The 24,481-nt window shown below is 72.8% G+C and carries 16 protein-coding genes; 9 read left to right on the top strand and 7 right to left on the bottom strand.

The features are described from left to right. Nucleotides 1–86 precede the first annotated feature (86 nt). The 6 genes from infB to ACZ7N4_RS36170 all read left to right on the top strand — a co-directional run bounded on the left by infB (nucleotide 87) and on the right by ACZ7N4_RS36170 (nucleotide 10,456). Complete coding sequence (infB, locus tag ACZ7N4_RS36195) at nucleotides 87–3,170, top strand: translation initiation factor IF-2 (RefSeq protein WP_471367600.1); 3,084 nt, start codon at nucleotides 87–89, stop codon at nucleotides 3,168–3,170. A 164-nt stretch (nucleotides 3,171–3,334) separates the two neighbouring features. After that, nucleotides 3,335–3,628: a DUF503 domain-containing protein gene (locus tag ACZ7N4_RS36190; RefSeq protein WP_471367598.1), complete on the top strand. Its 294-nt coding sequence runs from the start codon at nucleotides 3,335–3,337 to the stop codon at nucleotides 3,626–3,628. A gap of 54 nt (nucleotides 3,629–3,682) precedes the next feature. Continuing rightward, nucleotides 3,683–4,138 carry a 30S ribosome-binding factor RbfA gene (gene rbfA / locus ACZ7N4_RS36185; RefSeq protein WP_471367597.1) on the top strand — a complete coding sequence of 152 codons (456 nt, stop codon included), beginning with the start codon at nucleotides 3,683–3,685 and terminating at the stop codon, nucleotides 4,136–4,138. Continuing rightward, the gene (truB, locus tag ACZ7N4_RS36180; protein ID WP_471367595.1) at nucleotides 4,135–5,040 is read left to right on the top strand and encodes a tRNA pseudouridine(55) synthase TruB; all 906 of its coding nucleotides are present in this window, start codon (nucleotides 4,135–4,137) and stop codon (nucleotides 5,038–5,040) included. The genes rbfA and truB overlap by 4 nt, the downstream gene beginning before the upstream one ends. Before the next feature lie 279 nt (nucleotides 5,041–5,319). Then, entirely contained in the window at nucleotides 5,320–9,378 is a 4,059-nt protein-coding gene (locus tag ACZ7N4_RS36175; protein ID WP_471367593.1) for a trypsin-like peptidase domain-containing protein, read from the top strand. Between the two features lie 130 nt (nucleotides 9,379–9,508). Beyond that, a complete protein-coding gene (locus ACZ7N4_RS36170; RefSeq protein ID WP_471367591.1) occupies nucleotides 9,509–10,456 on the top strand; it encodes a bifunctional riboflavin kinase/FAD synthetase in 948 nt (315 codons plus the stop codon). Nucleotides 10,457–10,536: 80 nt separating this feature from the next. Here the strand turns inward: ACZ7N4_RS36170 and ACZ7N4_RS36165 are convergent, their stop codons facing one another. From ACZ7N4_RS36165 to eccE, 3 genes are all read right to left on the bottom strand, one after another. Further along, nucleotides 10,537–13,947: an SCO5717 family growth-regulating ATPase gene (locus ACZ7N4_RS36165; RefSeq protein WP_471367589.1), complete on the bottom strand. Its 3,411-nt coding sequence runs from the start codon at nucleotides 13,945–13,947 to the stop codon at nucleotides 10,537–10,539. Between the two features lie 300 nt (nucleotides 13,948–14,247). Continuing rightward, nucleotides 14,248–15,036: a hypothetical protein gene (locus ACZ7N4_RS36160; protein WP_471367587.1), complete on the bottom strand. Its 789-nt coding sequence runs from the start codon at nucleotides 15,034–15,036 to the stop codon at nucleotides 14,248–14,250. Beyond that, entirely contained in the window at nucleotides 15,033–16,370 is a 1,338-nt protein-coding gene (eccE, locus tag ACZ7N4_RS36155) for a type VII secretion protein EccE (protein WP_471367585.1), read from the bottom strand. Before eccE ends, ACZ7N4_RS36160 begins: the two co-directional genes overlap by 4 nt. Before the next feature lie 197 nt (nucleotides 16,371–16,567). Here eccE and eccB point away from each other — a divergent pair, with 197 nt between their 5' ends. Genes eccB through ACZ7N4_RS36140 form a run of 3 tightly spaced genes read left to right on the top strand, consistent with a single transcriptional unit; the run spans nucleotide 16,568 to nucleotide 19,970 of the window. Then, on the top strand, nucleotides 16,568–18,097 hold the full coding sequence (gene eccB / locus ACZ7N4_RS36150; protein ID WP_471367583.1) for a type VII secretion protein EccB: 1,530 nt from the start codon (nucleotides 16,568–16,570) through the stop codon (nucleotides 18,095–18,097). An 11-nt stretch (nucleotides 18,098–18,108) separates the two neighbouring features. Beyond that, nucleotides 18,109–19,365: a type VII secretion-associated serine protease mycosin gene (gene mycP / locus ACZ7N4_RS36145; protein WP_471367581.1), complete on the top strand. Its 1,257-nt coding sequence runs from the start codon at nucleotides 18,109–18,111 to the stop codon at nucleotides 19,363–19,365. Continuing rightward, nucleotides 19,365–19,970, top strand: a complete 606-nt coding sequence (locus tag ACZ7N4_RS36140) for a hypothetical protein (protein WP_471367579.1) — start codon at nucleotides 19,365–19,367, stop codon at nucleotides 19,968–19,970. Before mycP ends, ACZ7N4_RS36140 begins: the two co-directional genes overlap by 1 nt. Nucleotides 19,971–20,388: 418 nt before the next feature. On the opposite strand, the gene ACZ7N4_RS36135 is transcribed toward ACZ7N4_RS36140, so the two are convergent. From ACZ7N4_RS36135 to ACZ7N4_RS36120, 4 genes are all read right to left on the bottom strand, one after another. After that, entirely contained in the window at nucleotides 20,389–20,967 is a 579-nt protein-coding gene (locus ACZ7N4_RS36135; RefSeq protein WP_471367577.1) for a hypothetical protein, read from the bottom strand. Continuing rightward, the gene (locus tag ACZ7N4_RS36130) at nucleotides 20,964–21,599 is read right to left on the bottom strand and encodes a hypothetical protein (RefSeq protein WP_471367575.1); all 636 of its coding nucleotides are present in this window, start codon (nucleotides 21,597–21,599) and stop codon (nucleotides 20,964–20,966) included. The genes ACZ7N4_RS36135 and ACZ7N4_RS36130 overlap by 4 nt, the downstream gene beginning before the upstream one ends. Beyond that, a complete protein-coding gene (locus ACZ7N4_RS36125; protein WP_471367573.1) occupies nucleotides 21,586–22,080 on the bottom strand; it encodes a hypothetical protein in 495 nt (164 codons plus the stop codon). Before ACZ7N4_RS36125 ends, ACZ7N4_RS36130 begins: the two co-directional genes overlap by 14 nt. A 65-nt stretch (nucleotides 22,081–22,145) precedes the next feature. After that, nucleotides 22,146–24,443, bottom strand: coding sequence for a hypothetical protein (locus ACZ7N4_RS36120; RefSeq protein WP_471367571.1), 2,298 nt, complete (start codon nucleotides 24,441–24,443; stop codon nucleotides 22,146–22,148). Nucleotides 24,444–24,481: the final 38 nt, after the last annotated feature.

The following is a 24,481-nucleotide window of genomic DNA, read 5'->3' as shown; positions in this document are numbered from 1 at the left end:
TTGCGATGAGCACTCGATGAGTACGCGATGAGTACGCCCATGAACTAGCGACGGTCCGGCTTCAACCCGGACCTCAAAGGAGCGAAGTGGCTAAGGTCCGGGTCTACGAACTCGCCAAGGAGTTCGGTGTCGAGAGCAAGGTCGTCATGGCCAAGCTCCAGGAACTCGGTGAATTCGTCCGTTCGGCGTCTTCGACCATCGAAGCGCCGGTTGTACGCAAGCTGACCGACGCCTTCCAGGGCGGTGGCAGCGGCAAGTCCGCGAAGCCCGCCCCGCGCAAGGCCGCCCCCAAGCCCGCCGCGCCCTCTCCGGCGCAGGCGGCACGTCCGGCTGCCCCGGCCCCCCGGCCGGCTGCCCCCAAGCCTCCGACGGCGCCCGCCGCCCAGGAGCCGGCCGCCCCGTCGGCCCCCTCGGCGCCCGCGCCGGCCGCTCCCGGCCCGCGTCCGGTGCCGGGTCCCAAGCCCGCGCCGCGCCCGGCCCCGGCCGCCCCGGAGTTCACCGCTCCGCCGGCCGCTCCGGCCGCGCAGGCCCCGCAGGCTCCGGCCGCCCAGGGTCAGCGTCCCGGCGGCGCCCGTCCCGGTGCCCCGAAGCCCGGCGGCTCCCGTCCGGCTCCCGGCCAGGGCCAGGCGCCCCGTCCGGGTCAGGGCGGTCAGCGTCCCGGCGGCCAGGCCGCGCGTCCGGGTGCCCGTCCGGCCGGTCCGCGTCCGGGCAACAACCCCTTCACCTCCGGCGGCAACGCCGGCATGGCCCGCCCGCAGTCCCCGCGCCCGCAGGGCGGCGGGGCGCGTCCCGGCCCCGGCGGTGCCCCCGGCGCCGGTCCCCGTCCGCAGGCGCCCGGCGCCCAGGGCGGCGGTCCGCGTCCGCAGGCCGCGGGCGGTCCCCGTCCGACGCCGGGCTCGATGCCGCGTCCGCAGGGCGGTCCCCGTCCCGGCGGCGGCCCCGGCGGCCCGCGTCCGAACCCCGGCATGATGCCGCAGCGTCCCGCCGCGGGCCCGCGTCCGGGCGGTGGCCCCGGCGGCCGTGGCCCCGGTGGCGGCGGTCGTCCCGGTGGCGGCGGCGGTCGTCCGGGTGGCGGCGGCTTCGCCGGCCGTCCGGGTGGCGGTGGCGGCGGCTTCGCCGGCCGTCCTGCCGGTCCCGGTGGCGGTGGCGGCGGTTTCGCCGGCCGTCCGGGTGGTCCCGGCGGTGGCGGCGGTGGCCGTCCCGGCTTCGGTGGCCGTCCCGGTGGTCCGGGTGGCCGCGGTGGCACGCAGGGCGCCTTCGGCCGTCCCGGTGGTCCCGCGCGTCGTGGCCGCAAGTCGAAGCGGCAGAGGCGCCAGGAGTACGAGGCCATGCAGGCCCCGAGCGTCGGCGGCGTGATGCTGCCGCGCGGCAACGGCGAGACCATCCGTCTCTCCCGCGGCGCGTCGCTCACCGACTTCGCGGAGAAGATCAACGCCAACCCGGCGTCCCTCGTCGCGGTCATGATGAACCTCGGCGAGATGGTCACGGCCACGCAGTCCGTCTCCGACGAGACCCTGCAGCTCCTCGCCGGCGAGATGAACTACACGGTTCAGATCGTCAGCCCCGAGGAGGAGGACCGCGAGCTGCTCGAGTCCTTCGACATCGAGTTCGGCGAGGACGAGGGCTCCGAGGAGGACCTGGTCGTCCGTCCGCCGGTGGTGACCGTCATGGGTCACGTCGACCACGGTAAGACCCGACTGCTCGACGCGATCCGCAAGACGAACGTCATCGCGGGCGAGGCCGGCGGCATCACCCAGCACATCGGTGCCTACCAGGTCGCGACCGAGGTCAACGACGAAGAGCGCAAGATCACCTTCATCGACACCCCGGGTCACGAGGCGTTCACCGCCATGCGTGCCCGCGGTGCGAAGTCGACCGACATCGCGATCCTGGTCGTCGCGGCCAACGACGGCGTCATGCCGCAGACGGTCGAGGCGCTCAACCACGCCAAGGCGGCCGACGTCCCGATCGTCGTCGCGGTCAACAAGATCGACGTCGAGGGTGCCGACCCGACCAAGGTGCGCGGTCAGCTGACCGAGTACGGCCTGGTGGCCGAGGAGTACGGCGGCGACACCATGTTCGTCGACATCTCCGCCAAGCAGGGTCTGCACATCGACTCGTTGCTGGAGGCCGTGATCCTCACGGCCGACGCCTCGCTCGACCTGCGGGCCAACCCGAACCAGGACGCGCAGGGCATCTCGATCGAGTCCCGTCTCGACCGCGGCCGCGGTGCCGTGGCGACGGTCCTCGTCCAGCGAGGCACGCTGCGGGTCGGCGACACGATGGTGGTCGGCGACGCGTACGGCCGAGTCCGCGCCATGCTCGACGACAACGGCAACAACGTCGCCGAGGCCGGCCCGTCGACGCCGGTCCAGGTCCTGGGCCTGACCAACGTCCCGGGTGCGGGCGACAACTTCCTGGTGGTCGACGAGGACCGTACGGCCCGTCAGATCGCCGAGAAGCGCGCCGCCCGCGAGCGGAACGCCGCGTTCGCCAAGCGCACGCGCCGCGTGTCGCTGGAGGACCTGGACAAGGTGCTCAAGGCCGGCGAGGTCCAGCAGCTGAACCTGATCATCAAGGGTGACGCTTCCGGTTCCGTCGAGGCCCTGGAGTCCTCCCTGCTCCAGCTGGACGTCGGCGAAGAGGTCGACATCCGCGTCCTGCACCGCGGTGTCGGTGCGGTCACGGAGTCCGACATCGACCTGGCGATGGGCTCCGACGCCATCGTGATCGGCTTCAACGTCCGCGCGGCCGGCCGCGCGGCGCAGATGGCCGAGCGCGAGGGTGTGGACGTCCGGTACTACTCGGTCATCTACCAGGCGATCGAGGAGATCGAGGCGGCCCTCAAGGGCATGCTCAAGCCGGAGTACGAGGAGGTCGAGCTCGGTACGGCGGAGATCCGCGAGGTCTTCAAGTCGTCCAAGCTGGGCAACATCGCCGGTGTCCTCATCCGCTCCGGCGAGGTCAAGCGCAACACCAAGGCGCGCCTCGTCCGCGACGGCAAGGTCATCGCCGAGAACCTCAACATCGAGGGTCTGCGTCGCTTCAAGGACGACGTCACCGAGATCCGCGAAGGCTACGAGGGTGGTATCAACCTCGGAAACTTCAACGACATCAAGGTCGACGACGTCATCGCGACGTACGAGATGCGGGAGAAGCCGCGGGCGTAACGCCTGGGGTTCGTGCTGGCCGGCGGGACTGCGGTCCTGCCGGCCAGCGCGCCGTTTTCCGCCCCCGGCCGGAGTGCCGGGAAACCCGGTCGAGCCGCCGGCGGGCAAGCGGTACGGTGGCTCCAGGCCATCGATCCCGTACCGGCGGGTAAACCGGCATCGACATGTACGTGGGGACTCTGTCCTTCGACCTCCTCCTCGGCGACGTCCACTCGCTGAAGGAGAAGCGCTCCGTCGTCCGCCCGATCGTCGCCGAACTCCAACGCAAGTACGCGGTGAGCGCGGCCGAGGTGGACCACATGGACCTCCACCGGCGAACGGTCATCGGCCTCGCCATGGTCTCCGGCGACGCGGCGCACCTCACCGACGTACTGGACCGGTGTGAACGACTGGTCGCCGCCCGCCCGGAGGTGGAGCTGCTGTCGGTCCGACGCCGCTTCCACGGCGAAGACGACTGACCACGACCAGACCACAGAACGACACGAGCAAGAGAAAGAACGGGAGACGGACCAGTGGCCGACAACGCGCGGGCGAAAAGGCTGGCGGACCTCATCCGAGAGGTGGTGGCCCAGAAGCTGCAGCGCGGGATCAAGGACCCGCGGCTCGGCTCACACGTCACCATCACGGACACCCGGGTCACGGGTGACCTGCGGGAGGCGACCGTCTTCTACACGGTCTACGGCGACGACGAGGAGCGGAAGGCCGCGGCCGCCGGCCTGGAGAGCGCCAAGGGCGTCCTGCGCTCCGAGGTGGGCCGTGCGGCCGGGGTGAAGTTCACCCCGACCCTGACCTTCGTCGCGGACGCCCTGCCGGACACCGCCCGGACCATCGAGGACCTCCTCGACAAGGCCCGGCAGTCCGACGAGAAGGTGCGCGAGGCGGCCACGGGCGCCACGTACGCCGCCGGTGCCGACCCCTACAGGAAGCCGGCCGACGACACCGACACGGACGGCGACGCCACCGAATGACCCAGAAGCACACCACGCCCGACGGCCTCGTCATCGTCGACAAGCCGTCGGGCTTCACTTCGCACGACGTGGTCGCCAAGATGCGCGGGATCGCCAGGACCCGCCGCGTCGGCCACGCCGGCACCCTCGACCCCATGGCGACCGGCGTCCTGGTCCTCGGCATCGAGCGCGCCACCAAGCTCCTCGGGCACCTCGCGCTCACCGAGAAGGAGTACCTGGGCACCATCCGCCTGGGCCAGAACACCCTCACCGACGACGCCGAGGGCGAGATCACCTCGTCCACCGACGCCTCCAAGGTGACCCGGGACGCCATCGACGCCGGCATCGCCAAGCTCACCGGCGACATCATGCAGGTGCCGTCCAAGGTCAGCGCCATCAAGATCGACGGGGTGCGGTCGTACAAGCGGGCCCGCGAGGGCGAGGAGTTCGAGATCCCCGCCCGGCCCGTGACCATCACGTCCTTCGCGGTGTACGACGTCCGGGACGCGGTCGCCGAGGACGGCACGCCCGTGATCGACCTGGTGGTGTCGGTGGTCTGCTCCTCCGGCACCTACATCCGCGCCCTCGCCCGCGACCTGGGCGCCGGCCTCGGCGTCGGCGGCCACCTCACCGCGCTGCGCCGGACGCGCGTCGGGCCGTACAAGCTGGACGCGGCCAGGACGCTGGACCAGCTCCAGCAGGACCTGACCGTGATGCCGATCGCCGAGGCGGCCGCCGCCGCGTTCCCGCAGTGGCAGGTCGACACCCGGCGCGCCCGGCTGCTGCTGAACGGCGTCCGGCTGGACATGCCCGACGAGTACGCGGGCGCGGGCCCCGTGGCCGTCATCGGGACCGACGGTCGCTTCCTCGCGCTCGTCGAGCAGCACCGGGGCAAGGCGAAGAGCCTGGCCGTCTTCGGCTGAGCCGGAGCGGGGCCGCCTTCGGCCTGAGCGGGAGCGGGCCGGCCGCCGTGGAGCGGCGGCCGGTCACGGGGTCGTGCCCCTGCCGCCGCTCCACGGTCCCCCCTCGGTTCCCCCACCCCTAGGGTTATCCAGCAACCCCCGCCCATTCACCCGACCGGGCAGGCGCTCGGAGTGAACCGGGGGAGCGGAAGGGGGCGCGTTCCGCACGCGTCCTGTCCCGCCGATCATCCCGCGCCTACCGTCGAGGACAGGGCACGGGGACGGCGGGGAGGTACGGCGATGGAGGGACGGGGCCCGCGCAGCGGAGGCGGGCACCGGGAGCGGGACCGGGTGTACGGCGGACCGGGTGCCGGCGGCACCGACGCCGGTCGCGCCGAGGCCGCGCTCGTACGGATCCGGGACCTGGCCGGGCGCCCGCGCGGGGTCGGCTTCCTCGCCGACCACGAGGGCACCCTGCTGACCAGCCACGAATCGGTCGACGGCCTGTCCCGGCTGGTGCTGCACACCCCCGGGGACGGTACGCGCGAAGACCGCACCCACGTGCTCCCGGCCGACGCGGTCACCCCGCTGCCCGCCCGCGGCCTCGCCCTGGTGCGCACCGAGGGCCTGGGTGTGGACCCGCTGCCGCTGACCGTGCGGGAGCGGATCCCCGCCGGTACGTACGTCCGGGTCGCCGCCGGCTGCCTGCGCGAGGCGCGGGTGCTGGCCGCCACCGAGGTGACGTACACGGCCACGGACGGTTTCCACCTGCTCGACGACGTCCTGGAGCTGGCCATCGGCACGGCCGGCCGGGACGCGCTCCGGCTCGGCGGCGGAGCGGCCGGCGGACCGGTGCTCGACGCCCGCACCGGCGCGGTCCTCGGCGTCCTCGGCACCGCCCTGCACACCGCCGAGCGCGACGCGGCCTTCGCGGTGCCCCTACGTCCTGCCGACGGCGCCCTCGCCGCCCTGCTCGCCCGCAACGCGGCCACCGTGCCCGCCTACGGCGCCGACCTCAACCTCGCCGGCATCCTCCAGCTGACCGCCACCTCGCTGGGCCAGGACGGCCCGGGTGTCCGGGAGCCGCTCGAACGCGCCGGCGTGACCCGGGAGCTGGCCGCCTTCACCACCGGCGACCGGCCGGTGCTCGGTCTCGTCGGCGCCCCGGGCAGCGGCCGTACGACGGAACTCGCGGCCCTCGCCGCCCGCCGCGCCCGGAGCGAGCGCCCCGCCCCCACCCTGTGGTTGCGCGGCGCCGACCTCAAGGACACCGACGACTCGCTGGCGGACGCCGCCCGCCGTGCCCTGGAGCGTGCCGCCCGGATCGTCGCCGCGTCCCGCCGCGTCCAGCCCGAGGACCTCGGCGACATCACCCCCGAACACCTGGCCCGCCTCGCCGCCCGGGCCGGCTGTCCGCTCCTGCTCCTCCTCGACGCCCCGGAGGAGATGCCCCCCGCCCTGGCCCACCGCCTCCCCGCCTGGGCCCGGGCCACGACCACCTGGCTGAGCGAGACCGGCACCCGCCTGGCGATGGCCTGCCGCGAGGAACACTGGGAGCGCGCCGGCAGGACGTTCCCCGAGCACCTGCTCCACGCCCCGGGCGCCCTTGCGGCTCCGGCGGCCGGTGCGGGGGCCTTGCCGTACGAGTCGGTGGGGGCGTCGGGAGCGGTCGGGGAACGGGCGTCCTACGGTGGCTCGACCGGGACCGCCGCCTCGGCGGGCAGCGGTATCGAGGTGAGACGCACGCCGGACGGTCCTCGCATCCCGGCTGCCGACGCGTGCGCGGGCCGCGGCCAGGGTGCCCTCGCTGCTCCGGCGGCCGGTGACGAGCCGATCCGTACGCCGGCCGGTGAGCCGGACCGGGCGCCGGGAGGCCTTGTCGGCTGGGTGAACGCGGATCGCAGGGCCGGCCTGGCCGCCGACCCTGCCGACCCTGCCGTCTCCGACTCCGTCCCCGCCTCCGTCTCGGTGCGGGGACGCGGGCCTGTGCGCACCCCGGTCGCCGTCGATCCCGCCGGTCCCGCCGCAGCCTCCGGCGCCCCCGGCGGCGGCCACCCCGACGCAGTGCCCCACCCCGCGGCCCCTCGGACCCCGGCCCCCCGCACCCCCGGCGACTGCCTGCCCCCCTGCCTGCGGATCGGTGACTTCACCGGCGACGAGGCGTGGCGGGCTCGGGAGCGGTACGGGATCCCGGCGGGGGTGCTCGGCGACCGGGATGCGCGGCATCCCCTCGCGCTGCGGTTGCTGGGCGAGGTGCGGGCGGCCGCCCCCGACGCGCCGATGGCCGGGACGCTCCGGCGGGAGGACGTGTTCGCGGCGTACCTCGATCTGATGTGCCTGCGCATCGCCGTCCGCCTCGCCGTCGCCGGCGGCCTGCGCGGCACGGCCGTACGGCGGTTGGCCGCGCGCGTGGCCGGCCAGGTGCACGAGGCCGCCCGGCGCAGCCTCGGCCCGGGGCAGGGGACACTGGACCGGGAGTCGTTCGAGACGCTGTTCCCCTGGGGACCCGCCCCCGCCCGGCTCGGCGGCGGCACCGGCTGGGCCTCCGCCGTACTCACCGAGGGCCTCCTCGTGCCGGCCGGCGGCGGCTACCGCTTCGCCCACGAGGAACTGGCCGACTGGATCCAGGGCATGCACCTGGACCTGGACGAGGCCCTGCGAGCCCTGGTGCACCACCCCGGCGAACCGCACGCGGCCCACCGTTCCGTCCCCGTGCCCCACCACCGTGTCGGCCCCGTCGTCCAGGCCCTGCTGCTCCTCGACCGCCAGCACGGCCCACGCCAACTGACCCTGCGCCTGCGGGAACTGGTCGAGGCCCTGGACCGCGACACCGGCTCCTGGTGGGCCGCCCGGCTGCTCGTCCGCACCCTGCTCCAGCTCCCGGACGCGACGCCGTACACCGAGGTGCTGCGCCTCCTCGCCGACCGTGTCGTCGCCTGGCACCGCGCCCGGCGGCCCGTACCGGCCGACTTCCGCCCCGCGTTCTGGACCGCCCTGCCCGTCTCCGACGCCGAGCGCCTGGAGCTGCTGCGCCGTCTCGTGCTGGCCGACCCGGCGCCGCCCACGGCCGGCGACCGCTACCTGGACGCCGTGGCCGGGCTGCTCGCCGCCGCCCCCACCGTCGTACAGCCCCTGCTCACCAACTGGTTCGCCGACGAGCAGCCGCTCCCCGCGACCCCGCACGCCACCGTGGCCACCGCCGCACAGGCGCTGCTGCACACGCACCGGCACGCCGCCGTGGACGACCTCGTCGAGGCGCTGGCCGCCTGCGCGCACCCCCGTGCCGACGAACTGCTCGCCGTCCTCGCCGAGGAGGAACCGCCGGCCGTCTGCCGGGCCGTCGACCGCTGGGCGCACGACGAGCGCCCCGCCCGCAGAGCGGCGGCGGTGACCTGCGGGCTGCGCGCCGCCCCCTACGTCCGCTCGGACCCGGACCGCGAGCTGCTGCGCCTCGCCGCCCTCACCCTCCTCGCCCGCCCCGCCGACCGCACCCTGCACGGCGGCGCCCTCGCCCTCCTCGTCCGCGATCCGCACACCCGCGACCGCCACCTGCCCGCGGCCCTGCGCCACTTCGCCGACGGCGACCCGCAGCTCCCGCCGACCGCCCTGCTCCCGGCCCTGAGCACGCACCCGGAGCCGGTCCTGCAGGCCGTCCGGGACCGGCTGCGCGCACCGGACGCCGGCGGGCCGGACACCGCCGCGGTCCTGCGCGGCCTCGCCGAGACCACCACCCCGGCCCTGGCCCGCCGGATCGCCGCCCTCGTCCAGGAGGCGGTGCGGCTGCGCCCGGAGACCGCCGGACCTCTCGCAGGCGACATCGACCGCCGCCTCGCCCAGGGCCCCACCGCCCGCCCCGTCCTGCTGCCCCTCGTCACCGGCCTGCTCGACGGCGGCCCGGAGCCCCTGCGGGCGGCCCTCGCCACCGTCCTCGCCGCCCCCGGCACGGCCGCCTCCCGCCCGCTCCGCCGCGAACTGCTGGAGGTGCTGCTCGCGGGGGAGCGGGACCCGGCCGTCCTGGAGGCCGTCCTGCACGCGGCGGTGGAGCGGGCTACCCCAGGGGAGGAGGCCGCGGAAGAAACCGCGGAAGAGGCCGGGGACACGGGGGTGGAGTTCTGCGAGGAGGCCGGGGAGGCGGAGCTCCGGGGGCTGGTGCACCGTACCGGGCTGCTCCTCGTCCGCACGCCCGAGGGCGCCACCCGCTTCGACCGCGGCCTGGTCGACCTCGGCCGCCGCGTGCCCGGCTTCGCCGCCCGTCTGGCCCGCTGGCTGACCGATGCCCCGGACGACTGGGCCGCCGTGGTCGGCCCCAGCACCCGCCGCATGATCGGGGACCTGGCGGGCGTCCGCGCACCGGCCTGAGCGGCGCCGGGAACGTGCGCCCCGTCACAGCCCCCATGCCGATGACGGCGCCGGGCACCCGGCATGGCACCCTTAGACCTGCACAAGAGGTCATCGATAGACACGGACACGGGTTCGAGGAGCGGTCACAGTGCAGCGCTGGCGTGGCTTGGAGGACATCCCCCAGGACTGGGGGCGCAGCGTCGTCACCATCGGTTCCTACGACGGCGTCCACCGCGGCCACCAGCTGATCATCAAGCACGCCGTCGACCGCGCCCGCGAGCTGGGCGTTCCCGCCGTCGTGGTCACCTTCGACCCGCACCCCAGCGAGGTCGTCCGCCCCGGCAGCCACCCGCCGCTGCTCGCCCCGCACCACCGCCGTGCCGAACTCATGGGCGAGCTGGGCGTCGACGCCGTCCTCATCCTCCCCTTCACCACCGAGTTCTCCAAGCTCTCGCCCGCCGAGTTCGTGGTGAAGGTCCTGGTGGACAAGCTGCACGCCAAGGCGGTCGTGGAGGGCCCGAACTTCCGCTTCGGCCACAAGGCGGCCGGGAACGTCGAGTTCCTCGCCGAGCAGGGCAAGGTCTACGACTTCGAGGTCGAGATCGTCGACCTGTACGTCACCGGTGAGGCGGGCGGCGGCGAGCCGTTCTCCTCCACGCTGACCCGCCGCCTGGTCGCCGAGGGCGACGTCGAGGGCGCCCACGAGATCCTGGGCCGCCCGCACCGCGTGGAGGGTGTCGTCGTCCGCGGCGCCCAGCGCGGACGGGAACTGGGCTTTCCGACGGCCAACGTCGAGACCCTCCCGCACACCGCGATCCCCGCCGACGGCGTGTACGCCGGGTACCTGCACGCCCAGGACGAGATCATGCCGGCCGCGATCTCGGTGGGCACCAACCCGCAGTTCGACGGCACCGAGCGCACGGTGGAGGCGTACGCCATCGACCGCGTCGGCCTCGACCTGTACGGCCTGCACGTCGCCGTCGACTTCCTCTCCTACGTGCGCGGCCAGGCGAAGTTCGATTCGCTGGAGGCCCTGCTGGAGCAGATGGCCGCGGATGTGCAGCGGTGCCGGGAGATCGTGGCGGCGGACGGGTAGCGGTCCGCCGACGGTTCTGTCGCTCCACGACACGAGAGGGCGGCCGGTGCGAGGAGCACCGGCCGCCCTTTGTCGTGGCCTTACTGCTGGGGCGGAGCCTGCGGGGGCTGGTAGGGCGGCTGCGGCTGTGGCTGCGGCTGCTGGGGCGGGGGAGCCTGCTGGTCCTGCTGGGGCTGAGGTGCCTGCTGGGGCTGCTGCGGCTGCGGATAGCCGGGCTGCTGGGGCGGTGCCGGGTACGGCTGCGGCTGGCCCTCCTGTGGCGCGTAAGGCTGCTGCGCCGGGGCGTACGGCTGGCCGGGAGCCTGCGGGTACGGCTGCCCGTACAGCTCCTGGCCGGGCAGGGGCCCGCCGGGCATCGGCTGGCCCGGCATGGGCTGGCCGGGCATGGGCTGGCCGGGCATCGGCTGTCCGGGCATCGAATGGCCCGGCATGGGCGGCGCGGCCACCGGCGGCGGGTTGCCGTCGCTCGTCCACAGGCCGTGCGCCTGCTGGTGGCGGGTGAAGTCCTCGGCGACCAACGCGGCGAGGTTGAAGTACGCCTCGCGCGTCTTCGGCCGCATCATGTCGAGGTCGACCTCGGCACCGGCGGCCAGATGCTCGTCGAAGGGCACGACGACGACCCCGCGGGTGCGGGTCTCGAAGTGCGCCACGATGTCCTCGACCTTGATCATCTTGCCGGTCTCGCGGACCCCGGAGATCACGGTGAGGGACCGGGACACCAGGTCGGCGTACCCGTGCGCGGACAGCCAGTCCAGCGTCGTACTGGCGCTGCTCGCGCCGTCCACGGACGGCGTGGAGATGATGATGAGCTGATCGGCGAGGTCCAGTACGCCGCGCATGGCGCTGTACAGCAGGCCGGTGCCGGAGTCGGTCAGGATGACCGGGTACTGCCGGCCGAGCACGTCGATCGCGCGCCGGTAGTCCTCGTCGTTGAACGTGGTCGAGACGGCCGGGTCCACGTCGTTGGCGATGATCTCCAGACCGGAGGGGGCCTGAGAGGTGAACCGCCGGATGTCCATGTACGAGTTCAGGAACGGGATGGCCTGGACGAGGTCGCGGATGGTGGCCCCGGTCTCCCGGCGCACCCGCCGCCCGAGCGTACCGGCGTCCGGGTTGGCGTCGATGGCGAGGATCTTGTCCTGCCGCTCGGTGGCCAGGGTGGAGCCGAGCGCGGTGGTGGTCGTGGTCTTCCCGACACCGCCCTTGAGGCTGATGACCGCGATCCGGTAGCAGGACAGCACCGGCGTACGGATCAGCTCCAGCTTGCGCTGCCGCTCGGCCTCCTCCTTCTTGCCGCCGAGCTTGAACCGTCCGGCCGCCGCCGCGGGCCGCCCGCTCTTCGCCTTCTGCCGCTTGTTGTTGAGCAGCCGGTCCGAGGAAAGCTCCACGGCGGCGGTGTAACCGAGCGGCGCGGCGCCGGGGTTGGTCGGCTGCCGCTGGTCGTGCTGGAGGGGCTGCGGCCAGGCGGCCCCGGCCCGGGGATCGACCGGCGCCTGGGGGGCCTGGGGCGCGTGCGGGGCGTGCGGAGGCTGCGGGGCGCCGGGGGCGGAGGCCGGGGTCTGCGGACTCGGCGAGGACTGCGGTGCCTGCGGTGCCTGCGGCGTCTGCGGGGTCTGGGGGAAGCCGTAACCACCGGGCTGTGCCGGGATGTTGGGCGCGCCGGGCGGCGGGAAGCCGTAACCGCCCTGCTGGGCCTGTGGGCCGGGCACGCCCGGCTGGGGAAAGCCGTAACCGCTCGGCGGGGTCGGGCCGTTGGGGGCCGACCGGGGTCCCGGCGCCTGCGGGAAGCCGTAACCGCCCGGGGCCGGCTGCGGGGCCGATGCCGGTACGGCGGACGCGCCCGGCTGGTTGGGCAGGTGCGGATGGCCGCCCTGGTACGGCTGGTTGGGCTGGCTCGGCTGGTTCCACGCGGCGGGCGCGGGCTGCGGAGCCTGCGGCTGGAACGGCGGCTGCTGACCGGGCACACCGCCCGGGTACTGGCCGCCCGCCTGCTGCTGCGGCTGCTCACCCGGCATCGGCCCGGGCTGCTGCGGGACACCCTGCGGCGTCCCGGGCTGCGCGGGCCACTGGGCCGCGGGAGCCGGCGCGGCGGGCTGGTACGACGGCGGCAGCGGCGGCAGCCCGTTCTGCGGCGGGGGTGGCGGGGTCCAGCCGGGCTGAGCCCCCGGGGGGACCGGGCCGACGGACGGTACGCCGGGCTGCGGCGCGCTCGTACCGGGCGGGAAGCCGTCGCCGCCGGGCCGGCCGGGGTAGGGCTGCCCCGGGGCGGGCTGCGGGGTGTCCGCGGTGGGCGGGGCCGGCTGCGGGGCGGTGTTGTCCGAGGGGGCGTTACCCGCGGGGGCGCCCGGGGCGCTGTCCTCCGGGGTGTCCTCCTGGGGGGCGCTGCCCTGGACCTCGGCGCCTGCGGGGACGGCGTCCGCCACATCGGCCTCCGCGGGGACGGCGTCTCCTGCGCCGGCCCCCGAGACCTCCGCCGCGTCGGACTGCGCGGCAGCGTCGGCGGCCCCTTCCTCGCCGGTGCCCTGCCCGGCACCACCGTCCTCCACCGCAGCCTCAGCCTCAGCGTCGGCGTCGGCGTCGGCCGGAGCCTTCTCGGCGTCGGCCGAGTCGGCGGCACCCGGAGCGGCCGAGCTCTCGCCCCGCTCCTCCTCCCCACCGGAAGCGGAGCCCTCCGCGGCGGACCCGTCGGACGCGTCGGCCTCCGCCACCGCGCCCTCCCGCGCGGCAGCCTCGCCGCCGGACTCGTCGGCACGGTCCTCGGCGCCCTCGGCACCGGACGAGGTCTCCGTGGCCGCCGTAACCGCCGTACCCGCCGCGCCCTCCGCGGAGCCCTCGCTCCCGGAGCCGGCCGGCGTTCCGTCCGATGCTGCCGCGCGCTCGGAGATCTCGGCCATCTGGCGCTTCAGGGCGACGGCGGAGAACCGCATGGTCGCCCCGCTCTCCAGGTCACCGTTGTCGGTCTCCGGCCGCACCGCGGGGGAGGCGGCCGGCGTCTCCTGCGGTGCGGGCTGGGCCTGCTGCTGTGGCTCGAACCCCTCGGGCAGCCGCGGCATGGGAACGGGGTCGCCGGCCGGCGGCGCGGGCTGCGCGGCGGGGGGAGCCGGGGGAGCGTACGGGGTGCCCTGCGGGGGCGTGAACGGCGCGCCCGGCGCCGGAGCGTACGGAGTCCCCTGGGGCGGCGTGCCCGCCGGCTGGGCGGCCGGCGGGGGCGGCGTCGGACCCGGGACCGGCGTGCCCGTGGGGAACGGCACCGCGGGGGCGGCCGGGGCGCCCGCGTCACCGCCGGAACCGGAGCCGCCGGCCCCGGCGAAACCGCCCGCTCCGCCCACTCCGCCCTGGCCCCCCGCCGTACCGGACGCGTTCTGCGTGTACCAGGCGGGGGGAGCGTAGTCGATGGTGAACTCGCCGGTGGTCTCGATGGCCTCCGCGTCGGGCTGGTCATCGCCGGGTGTGTCCCAGCCCCCGCGCGTCCCGTCCCGATCGCTGCTCACAGTTCCTCCTGGTGTGGTCGAGCACCCTCATGCCGTGCCGGGGCGACCATGTCGTGTCGTACGAGTCGTCCGTAGTCGTTCGGGGCAGTCCGATGCACCGGCCCTCCCCCGGGACACCGACGCCCGGTCCACGGGTCCTGCCATCGCGCCCGCTCCCAGCCTAATCACCAGGAGCCGCACCTCGGCAGGCCCGCCCACCCCTCCGCGCCCGCCCACCAGGTCACGGCGGTCCCGGAAACGCCCCGCCCGCCCCTCGCGGCCACTGCCACACGACGAACAAAAGGGACAGGCGCGGGCAGTTCAGTCCATCCGACGGGGAGTGCCCAACAATCCGATCTCGGCGTCGGTGGGTTGGGTCAGCACATACTGCCGGTCACGGTCGGTGCACCACAGGGTGACGCCGTCGGGCAGCGCCGGCAGCGACTCCACCTCGGTCCGCGACAGCCCCATCGCGCGCCCCAGTTCGGCCGCCTCGTCCGGCGAGACCCGCTGGATGCCGGCGAGCCGGGCCTGCCGCAGCAGCCGGGGCGCGACCGGGCTGAGATAGGGCAGCAGCGTCAGCACCGACTGCCAGGGCCCGGACACCACCCGCCCGCGCGGGGGCCGCATACCGCAGTCCCGGACCACCAGCACCGGCGTCCCCGCGGAGGCACCCTGCGGCGGCACCCGGCCCACGTCGTACACGGACAGCCCGTTCTGCCCGCCGCCCATGGCGTGCACCATCTGCATCCACGCCTGCGGCCGCCCGGTCTCCACCGCGACCCGGGCGCCGGTGGCGGCGGAGCGCAGCGCGAGGACCTGGGCCGTCCACAGGCCGCCGATCAGGACGACGTCGTAGGGCGTGGGCCGGTTGATGCCCAGGACCGCGGGCTGCCCCTCGGCGTCGACACCGGCCACCACCCCGTCGTCCCCGATGGGCAGCGCGAGCGCGTCCAACTGCTGCACGGGCAGCCCGTGCCGGCCGTGCCGGGGGCCGATCAGGCCGAGCCCGTTGCGCAGTCGCTCGCCCATCCGCCGCGGCCCCGACGGCTCCCGGGTGCCCCGCGCGACCGTGCCCGGTGCCGGGGCCGTCGTCGGACTCGTCGTCACCGCGTACCTCCGAGGGGGAGAGTGGCCAGCATGCCGGGCAGTTGCTCACGGTCGAGGCGGGCCAGCCCGGCCCCGGACTGCCGGGCCGCGGCCTGCAGCGCCCGTCGCGCCGCCACGAGTTCGTCGTCGCTGCGTCCGGTCACCCGCAGGTGCCCGCACAACGACGCCTCCTGCCGCTCGCCCTGCGCGAGCGTGAGGCTGAAGGTGGTGGCCAGGGCCGGGACGGCGGTGACCCGGGCGATGAACTGGGGCAGCGACTCGGCCCGCTCGCCGCCCAGTTGGGGCCAGCGCCGGATCCAGTACGTCGTGTGCCGCCGGTTGTCGCAGCGCCAGCTGCGACCCGACTCCTCGGTACGCCGCTCCCGGCTCTCGCTGCGTCCCGCCTCCGCCGTGACCAGCGGGTTGGCGCAGGCCGAGGTGGCGAGCGCGGCGACCAGCTCCTCCTCGTCCAGCAGCCGGGCCCGGAATCCGGCGCCGGTCAGGCGGCTCGCCAGGTGGTCCGCCGCCCGCACCACGCACTTCTGCGCGCCGGTCAGGCCGCCGCCGCGGGCGGCCACGGCCTCCGCGCACAGCTCCGGGTCCAGCTTCAGCGCGATCCACGTGATGCGCACGGCCGGGGCACCGGTCTGCTCCTGGAGCGGAAGGTAGTTGGCCACGGCCACGGACTGCTGGGGCAGGTGCAGCGCGGGCGCCGGCTGGGTGTGCAGCACGATCTGCGCCGACTCCAGGCGGATCTCGTCCACCTCCAGCGCGTCCCGCACCAGCCCCAGCGGCAGCGGCTGCCGGGTCCGCTCGGCCCGCAGCGCGGTCGCGTCGGCCTCCACCTGGAGGACGGCCGTGACGAACGTGCCGTCGCCGACGATCCCCACCGGCCGCCGGTCACGTGCCTGGTAGGAGTACGTCCGCAGGGCGGGCTCGCACTCCACCGCCGGCACCAGGCCCGGCTCCGTGCCCGGCGGTATCGGGGTGCTGCCGGCCTGCCTCTGCCGCGCCCGCAGCTCCCGGGCGGTGCCCAGCCACTCCGGCAGGGAGCGCCCCCGGCGCCGTACGAAGGCCAGCAGGAGCAGGGCCAGGGCGACCACCGCGGCCGGCACCAGGGCCGCCATCCCGACGGCCCAGCCGACGAGCAGTACGGCCGCCGCCAGTTCCACCAGCATGAGCCGTTGCAAACGGAACGACCCGGCCTGGCCCGGCCGTTGTCGGAGGCCGAGCGTGACCTGCTGCCGCTCCGCGCCGCGCCGGTCGGCCGCTTCGCGCGGCGGCGCCCCGGACCCGGCCGTGCGACCTCGTGCCGCCGACCGGCCGCGCGCTCGCGTCCGCGTACCGGAAGCCATCACTCCATCCCCCCGTTTTGCTCACAACTCGCTGGAATCAGGCCACTGAACAAGGCCCTTGAGGGCCCAGGTACCCTACCCGCTCCACGAGACCCGCCCCGTACCAGGCATAGTAGGGGCCGGGTCCGACAACGGAGGGCGGGGGAGCGGGATCCCCGGGCGCGCTCCGCGTGAGACACGGGGAGAAACGGGCACAGATGGCATCTCGGCGGGATCAACTCAACGCCTACACCTTCGCGAAGCGACGCATGCTCGCGTCCTTCGTGCAGTCGTCACCGGATGCCTCCGACGAGGGGGCACCCCGGCCGCTGCGCGCCGTCCTGCCCAGCGCGGTCGTCGGTGTGGTCGTCCTCGCGGCGTTCGGCGCCTGGGGCATGTTCAAGCCCACGGCCCCGCAGGGCTGGGACGCCCCCGGACAGAAGGTGATCATCGCCAGCAAGTCCACCACCCGGTACGTGGTCCTCAAGACCGAGGGCAAGGTCCAGCTCCACCCGGTGCTGAACATGGCGTCCGCCAAACTCGTCCTCGACACCCAGAGCGACGTCGACGTCGTCACCGTCGACGAGTCGATCCTCGACAACGGCAAGATCCCGCACGGCGTCACCATCGGCATCCCCTACGCCCCCGACCGGCTGCCCTCCGGCAAGGAGGCCGGCACGGCCAAGGAATGGGCCGTCTGCCAGCGCCCGAGCGGCAGCGGCAGCTCCATCCAGAAGGCCGCCTTCGTGCTGGCCGAGCGCGACCAGGACAAGCTGGCCGCCACCAAGGAGAAGCTGCACGGCGGCGACCTCCTCTACGTCACCACCCCGGACAAGAAGCAGTACGTGGTCGACGCGCACGGCCGGGCGTACCCCGTGGACGCCTCCGACCGCCTGCTGCTGGAGACCATCGTGGGTCCCGACCGCACCCCGCAGCGGGTGACGAGGGAATGGATCGAGACCCTGCACCCGGGCGACCCGATCAGCTTCCCGCGGATCGACGGCGTCCCGGGCGACGCCGCGGGTGCCCCCGGCCAGCTGGACGCCCGGGCCAACCGGGTGGGCATGGTGCTCACGGCGCCGGTCAACGGGCAGGAACAGTACTTCGTCGTCCTGCCCGGCCGGGTCGCCCCCGTCTCCGACTTCGTCGCCCAGCTCCTCCTCGTCGCCGAGCCCCTGGTGAAGCTCGGCCAGGCCGGACACCCGCAGGAGGTCAGCGCGGGTGCCATCAGACGGGGTGAGCCGTTCGCCGCCGACCACGAGTGGCCCACGGAGAAGCCCCGCGCGGTCAACGACCCCTCCCCGGGCGACAGCGGCCGCAACACCGTCTGCACCGTCCTGAACCACGTCGACCCCGACAACGGCGCCACCACGCTGAGCACCTGGGCCGGCACCGATTTCCCGGCCGTCCTGCCCACCGGCTCCTCCAGTGCCTACGTCACCGCGGGCTCCGGCCAGCTCTACCGTCAGTTCCAGGGCAGCGAGACCAAGGCCGGCCCGCTCTTCCTGGTCACCGACACCGGTCTGCGGTACGCCCTGCAGTCCAACGACGACAGCGCCGGCGAGGACAAGGGGTTCGGGGTCTCCGCCAAGCAGCGCAAGCAGCTCCAGCAGGAGGCGAAGCTGGCGCAGACCCGCCTCGGCTACGCCGAGGTGAATCCCGCGCCCATCCCCGCCGCCTGGTCGAAGTTCCTGCCGACCGGCCCCCGTCTGTCCACCGCGGCGGCCCGCCAGCCGCAGGGCTCGTGAGGGGTACGCCGATGACGCCCGCCCTCCGGACCCGCACGGCCCCGGCGACGACCCTCACCACGGCCGCCACCCTGCTGGCCGCCACCCTGCTGGCCGCGCCGGTGGCCGCCGCGGACTCCGCCGCCGACCAGTGCACGTTCTCGAAGACCAACCACAAGTACTCCGGTACGCCCTGGGCCCTGCAGCGCGTCAACCTCGATCAGCTGTGGAGCGAGTCGAAGGGCAGGAACGTCCGGGTCGCCGTCATCGACACGGGCGTCGACACGGCCAACCCGCAGCTCACCCGCGCCGTCGACGCCGCCGACGGCGCGAACTTCCTCCCTTCCAAGGACGACAAGGGACAGGAGATCGACCGCGGCAACCGCCAGGGCACGACGGACACGGTCGGCCACGGCACGCGCGTGGCGGGCATCATCGCCGCCCGCCCCATGAAGGGCACCGGCTTCGTCGGACTCGCCCCCGAGGCCACGATCATCCCGATCAAACAGAACGACGCGGAGGGACACGGCACGGCCGACACCCTCGCGAAAGCCATCCGGCACGCGATCAGGACCAAGGCCGACGTCATCAACATCTCCCAGGACACCGCCAACGCCATCCCGCCGGACGAGGACCTGCACCGGGCGGTCGACGAGGCACTGGCGGCGAAGATCGTCGTGGTCGCCTCGGCGGGCAACGACGGCCTGGGCGGCAACGTGAAGAAGACGTACCCGGCGTCGTACCCGGGAGTCCTCGCGGTGGCGGCGTCGGACCGCAACAACGAACGCGCGGCCTTCTCCCAGTCCGGCGACTTCGTCGGCGTGGCGGCTCCCGGAGTCGACATGATCTCCACGGTCCCGAAGGGCGGCCACTGCCCGGACAACGGGACGAGCTTCTCCGCCCCCTACGTCGCCGGTGTGGCCGCGCTCATCAAGGCCAAGCACAAGGACTGGACGCCCCGCCAGATCGTGGCCCAGATCGAGCAGACCGCCGAACGCTCCATCGCCGGCTACGACATCCGGGTCGGCTGGGGCGTGGTCGACCCGGTCCGCGCCGTCACGGAGGACGACCACCCGATCGAGTCCCCCCACCCGGACGCGGGACTCACCCACGCGGAGGCCCCCACCCCCGCCAAGCTCACCCTCGGCGAGACCCCCCAGGAGCGCACGGCCCGCATGGCGACCTACGTCGCGATCGGCGTGGCGGTCCTGGTGGCGGCCCTGGGCGGTGGAGCGGTGGCCCTGCGCGACGCCCGCCGCAGACGCCGTGGCCACGTGGGAACCAGCTGATGGACGCCCTGACCCGACTGAACGTGCTGGGCCTGGCCCTGTCCGCCGTCATGCTGGCCATGGCCTGTGTGAAGTCGGACCGGGTTCGCGCCTGGCGCACCGGCGTCAACCCCTCGGCCCCGGACCTCCCCGACTCCGCCTTCGTCGCCGCCCGCGTCGTCTTCCTCACCCTCGCGGGCATCGGCGTCTACACGGCCGTCCACGGCTTCGGTGTCTCCGACGACGTCTCCTGGAGCGACGACGAGCTGACCAGCGCGGTCCGGCAGGCAACCGACGACCTCGACGGCTACACCTTCCAGGCCGACGACTCGGGTCCCCTCTCCTTCACCGACTACGCGTCCCTGATCGAGGACAAGGTGACCGAGCACGGCGGCGGCGACGCGCCGGGGTACGGGGTGACGGTCGAACCCGCCGACGGCAACACGGACGACACCGCGTCCTTCACGGTCACCGCGGACGGCGCGGACGACGCCTTCTGCACCCGCATCGAACGAACCCGCTCGAAGCAGGACGACTACACCCCACCGGGCATCGCCGGCGGCGAGGGGACGCTGACGTATCCGAGGTACCGGATGAGGGTGTCGGAGCGGGAGGGGGAGTGCTGAGGGGGTGCCGTGAGCGCGGTGCACCTCGTACGCCGGTGTGCGGGCAGCGCAGAGCACTGGTCAGGGAGGCCGTGCCGATCCCGGCCGACGGCTCCTTGCCCGCCTGAGCCTCCTCGACCCGCCGGGTGAGGAAGGAATCCGTCATGTCGACGAGTGCACCCGACTCGGCCTTGCCCACGAAGCGGGCCCCGCGCACGAATCCAGCTGGGTATCCTCGTGGCACCGAGCGAGTCCCAGGCTCTCGGCCTTCTCCAGCGGATAGGCGGCCGGCTCGAGGGTGGCTCTCCACCCGGGCACGGATGCGGCATCCGGCAGCACCGCCCGCGTTTGAGCGGCACTGAGAGACCTACATTCTTTGTAGTCGCCGCCCCCGCATCCGCTCAGCAGCGCGAGGGAGGCGACGACAGTCCAGGCGGTCCTACGGGCATTCGTCGGACCGCCCGACGGCCTTGGTGTACGTGGTCGCCAGCTTGCTCATGGCGGAGACGTCGCTGAGGTCCGAGTCGCGCACCCGCAAGGAAGTGAACAGGAGCTCCCGGGCATGCTGGGGGTTCTTGCACCCCTTGACCAGTACGACGGCGCCTGTCCCACCGTAGACGTTGCCGTCAGAAGACAGCTGGGCCTTCTCCAGCTGGGGATTCCCGGTCGCGACCGTGCTGATGGACGTATCGTCGCCCCACCACTCCAGATTGGCCATCAGCGCCCACTTCCCGTCCACGTCCAACCGGCAGTTCTTCCTGGAGGACACAGGACGCGACTCCGACATCCTGATCTTCTTGCCCGCGGGGAGGAACGGAGAGACCAGGCCGGGGTCCACCGAGACACCGCACAGTGCCCTGGGCACGTCGTATTCCCTCTTGCCGTCGGCTTGCGAGCAGCCGACGACCAAGCCGAGCGCCGTGAGTGCCGCAGTGGCGGCCACAACCCGTCGAGCCATCGAGAACCCGGCCTCCTCCGGCCGGCCCGTGCCCAAGGCAGCCCTGCTCGTGTACTTCATGGGGACGTCACCTTGGACGGCGCGTCGCACTTCGCTTCCTCGTGGGCGAAGAGCGCGGCATTGCGGGCCAGGGAGATCAGCCCCTCCCGCTGCTGATCGTCGGAGGCATCGCCGCGCTGCTTGAGCTGTACGACGACACTCAGGTGCCGGCCGAAGCCGCGGGCAGTGCACGGAAGGTAGATGGCGGCGACCCGGTCGGAGGCGATCGCCTTGTCGCCGGCAGGGAACGGCTTCGGCGAGGAGGCCGGTGCGTGGTTCTCGACCACGTCCTTCACCCAGTCAGCCGGCGCGTCGGACCGCACCATCTCAGTGGTGGCCGCGACGAGCTGCTTGCCGTCGCCGTCGACGAAACAGGACGTCGCGTAGCTGAAGTCCGTGTCGTCGTAGCGCCTGTCCGTGATGTCGTCGTCGAACGAGTACGAGGACTTGTCCGGCAGGATGCGCTTGAGCGCGGCGGCGCTGTCGGCGGGGGAGCCCAGCGTCCGGCACACCTCGGAGGCCTTGATCTCGCCCTTCTTCTCCTCGAAGGGCGGAATCCCCAGTGCGTAGAGGAAACCCGCGACGAGGCAGAGCAGCACGAGCGCCGCTCCACCGGCGAGCAGAGGTCTACGGGCCGCGTCACGTACATTCATCAGAGCGTTCCACGGCCTTGGTGTACGCGGTCGCCAGCCTCTTCATGGCGGAGATATCGCCGAGGTCCGAGTTCTGCACCTGCAACGAGGTGTACAGCAGATGCCGGTCGTGGTCGGGGTTCTTGCAGTTCTTGACCAGTTTCACGGCTCCCGTGCCGGTGTAGAAGAAGTCGTCGTCGGACGACTGTGCGGACTTGTCCGTTTCAGGGTTGGCACTCAAGACCATGGCGATGGACACGTCCTCCTCCCACCACTGGAGATTTGCCATCAGCGCCCACCGGCCGTCTACGTCCACCCGGCAGAGTTTCCTGGAAGGCACGGGACGCGTCTCCAGGACTCTGATCTTCTCACCCGCCGGAAGGAAGGAAGAGAGAAGGCGACTGTCCACCGGCACCCCACACAGCGCTCTGGGCACGTCGTACTCTTTCTTCGCTGTTGGCTCCGAACACCCGGAGACCAGGCCGAACACCGCAGCGGCCACTGCGGCTGCCTTTACTGGCCGAGCCATCGCGTACCCACAATCCTTCGGTCGGCTCGATGCTGACATCAGATGTCCGTGACGAGTTCGGGCCCGACTTGCTGCATGTAGTTGCCGCCTTCCGTGAACCCCTGGGAGGAGGAGTCCTCTGCCCACGTGGATACGTCACCGCTGTTCGAAAGGTCGTAGGCCCTGGCTGCGTCGAATGCAGCTTTCCTGGTGTACCTCATGTTGTTCTCATTGCCGAGCTGCCAGTTCTTGCCCATCTCGCTGCCGGCATCGTCCTTGGCGCTGCCCTCGGCGTCCTTGAAGAGTTCCTCCAGCATCATGCTGGTGGCGGTACCAGCGGCACCTCCCACCCCGGCGCCGACTGCAGGAGACGCGATATACGAGGTGCCGACACCGATGCCGGTGCCGACAGCCCCGGACAGCAGGTTCTTCCACTGGGCAACCGAGTGGTCGAAATCCTTGTCCTTGGCATCGGCGGGGCCCGCGACTGCTTCGTTCCGCCCCATGGCCAAGGTGCCTGAAATCTGGCCCGAGTGTCGCGCGATGTCCCGCACTGTGAGTTCCAGGTCGTGGCTCGGGCGTTGGCTCTCGGGTAGCTCCGGATTCAGGTGGTACTCCATCAGCTTGCCCATGTAATTCTTCTGTCCCACTTCGACGGCTGCATAGCCTTTCGGGTCCTGCCCGACGGCGAAGAGGAAACGCGTCACTTCCCGACGGTCCAGTTCGGCATCCGTGCCCTGAACGGGGTAGAGCTTCTGGATACGGTCCCATGCCGCCTGACCGTCCGCGTCGTTCTTGTCCGGATGTGGGTCGACGTCGGTCGTCGCTCGGTCGATGTCCGGAAGGTATTCGGAGGCGATCTGGCCGATGCTGTCAGACATATAACCGTGATCCGTCAGTCGACCATTGTCGTCGGAGATCGAAGACACGATGCTCTCGAACAGCTTGGCCTGGCCCGGATTATGAGCGGGGGTGTCATCGGTGGGCAGTTCACCCGCACGGTGCCCCGTGGCGGCTGCCTCCAGGGCGGACGCCAGGTTGTTGCGTCCGTCGTTGCTCGCATCACCGCTGATGTCGCTCTTGACCTCGTGCGGCCAGTGGCGGTCTTCGAACAGGTACTTGAAGTTGGAGACAGCGTGCTTGTGGTCGCCGTCCTTCGGGATGAAGTCGTCGTTGAAGAAATCGGTAGCGGCATCCGGGTTGTTGGAGAGCCCCTTCAGGTACCCGCTCAGCGGGTCCCACCCCGAGTCACCGCCCATCCGGTTCAGATAGGGGTTGGAAGCCATCCGTCCCCAGGCGGCATAGTTCCCGTCATGCGTCAGCCTCCGCTCTGTCGCCATCAGTTTCTTGCCGTAGTCAGTCATGAACGCGTCGTCATAGTCGCCTGTGCGCATGAGACTGCTCATGACTTGGAAGCCGATGACGTTCGGTCGGTGCCCGACTCGCTGGTCGCCCAAGTCGATGACGTCGCGCTTCCACTGGTCCATGCCCGGTGTGTCGCTCTGACTCGCCGTGGCGAGGGTCAGCCCCAGACTCTTCTGCAACTCGTCGAACTGATCCCGCCGCTCACGAGTGAGGTCGGGTGACACCTGTGGGTCTGCGACACCGGCCCAGAACTCCAGGGTCTTCTTCGCTCCGAGCCTGGTCGTGAAGCGCTCGGCGAACAAGGGGTCGTCGTGGTACTTCTTCAGCCCGGCGTTCAGGAGGTCGAACTCCTTGACCGTGAGGTCTTCCGGGTCCTTCTTCGCCAGCTTCGCCAGCTCGTCGGCCTCCTTGACGGCGGCCGCCGCAGCATCGCGGTCCTCATAACTGGCGTCCGAGAAGCCCACCTTGGTCTGGTCGACGAGCGCCATGAGGACGGTCTTGGCCGTGTTGTCGCTCTCGGTGGCCTTGCTGAGGATGCCCTGGATCTCGTCCCGGAGGTCGTCGACGTCCTTCTGGCTGGTGGCGCTCGTCTTGCCGCTGGGGTCGGAGGCCCAGTCCGGCCGGGTGTTACCCATGACCGCGAAGCCGCCCTTGCCGGTGTCCGTGACGGTCAGGTTCTTCTTCTGCCCGCGCGAGACGGCGTCCGTCAACTGCTGGTGGTACGTCTTCAGCTCGTTCCGGGTGTCACGCAGGATGTTGCGGATCGAGGTGGCCTGCGTGTGGGCGTCGCCGAACTCGCCGGCCGTCTTCCCGATGAACTCCTTGGAGACCTGGGCGTTCACGCCCGCCCAGTCGGCCGCGTTGGCTGCCTTGTGCAGGCCGTCCTCCGCATCCTTCTTCAGGTCTTCGAGGTGCTTCACGAGCGTCGACCAGTCGGTGACGGCGTCGTCGAGCAGCTTGAAGTTGGCGTGGTAGAGGGCGTTGAAGTCCATGGGTGGCCGTTCCCGGGGGTAGCAGTACCGGATGGTGT

It is taken from the genome of Streptomyces sp. NPDC107654, assembly GCF_055639035.1.
Note: the sequence above shows the minus strand (reverse complement) of the source record. Positions and strands in the feature narration are given on the sequence as shown.

Excerpts from the sequence above, each read along its gene's own strand:
- eccE (WP_471367585.1), bottom strand. The coding sequence starts at position 16,370 with ATGGCTTCCGGTACGCGGACGCGAGCGCGCGGCCGGTCGGCGGCACGA.
- ACZ7N4_RS36140 (WP_471367579.1), top strand. The coding sequence starts at position 19,365 with ATGGACGCCCTGACCCGACTGAACGTGCTGGGCCTGGCCCTGTCCGCC.
- mycP (WP_471367581.1), top strand. The coding sequence starts at position 18,109 with ATGACGCCCGCCCTCCGGACCCGCACGGCCCCGGCGACGACCCTCACC.
- ACZ7N4_RS36135 (WP_471367577.1), bottom strand. The coding sequence starts at position 20,967 with ATGAAGTACACGAGCAGGGCTGCCTTGGGCACGGGCCGGCCGGAGGAG.
- ACZ7N4_RS36120 (WP_471367571.1), bottom strand. The coding sequence starts at position 24,443 with ATGGACTTCAACGCCCTCTACCACGCCAACTTCAAGCTGCTCGACGAC.
- ACZ7N4_RS36175 (WP_471367593.1), top strand. The coding sequence starts at position 5,320 with ATGGAGGGACGGGGCCCGCGCAGCGGAGGCGGGCACCGGGAGCGGGAC.
- truB (WP_471367595.1), top strand. The coding sequence starts at position 4,135 with ATGACCCAGAAGCACACCACGCCCGACGGCCTCGTCATCGTCGACAAG.
- ACZ7N4_RS36130 (WP_471367575.1), bottom strand. The coding sequence starts at position 21,599 with ATGAATGTACGTGACGCGGCCCGTAGACCTCTGCTCGCCGGTGGAGCG.
- ACZ7N4_RS36190 (WP_471367598.1), top strand. The coding sequence starts at position 3,335 with ATGTACGTGGGGACTCTGTCCTTCGACCTCCTCCTCGGCGACGTCCAC.
- eccB (WP_471367583.1), top strand. The coding sequence starts at position 16,568 with ATGGCATCTCGGCGGGATCAACTCAACGCCTACACCTTCGCGAAGCGA.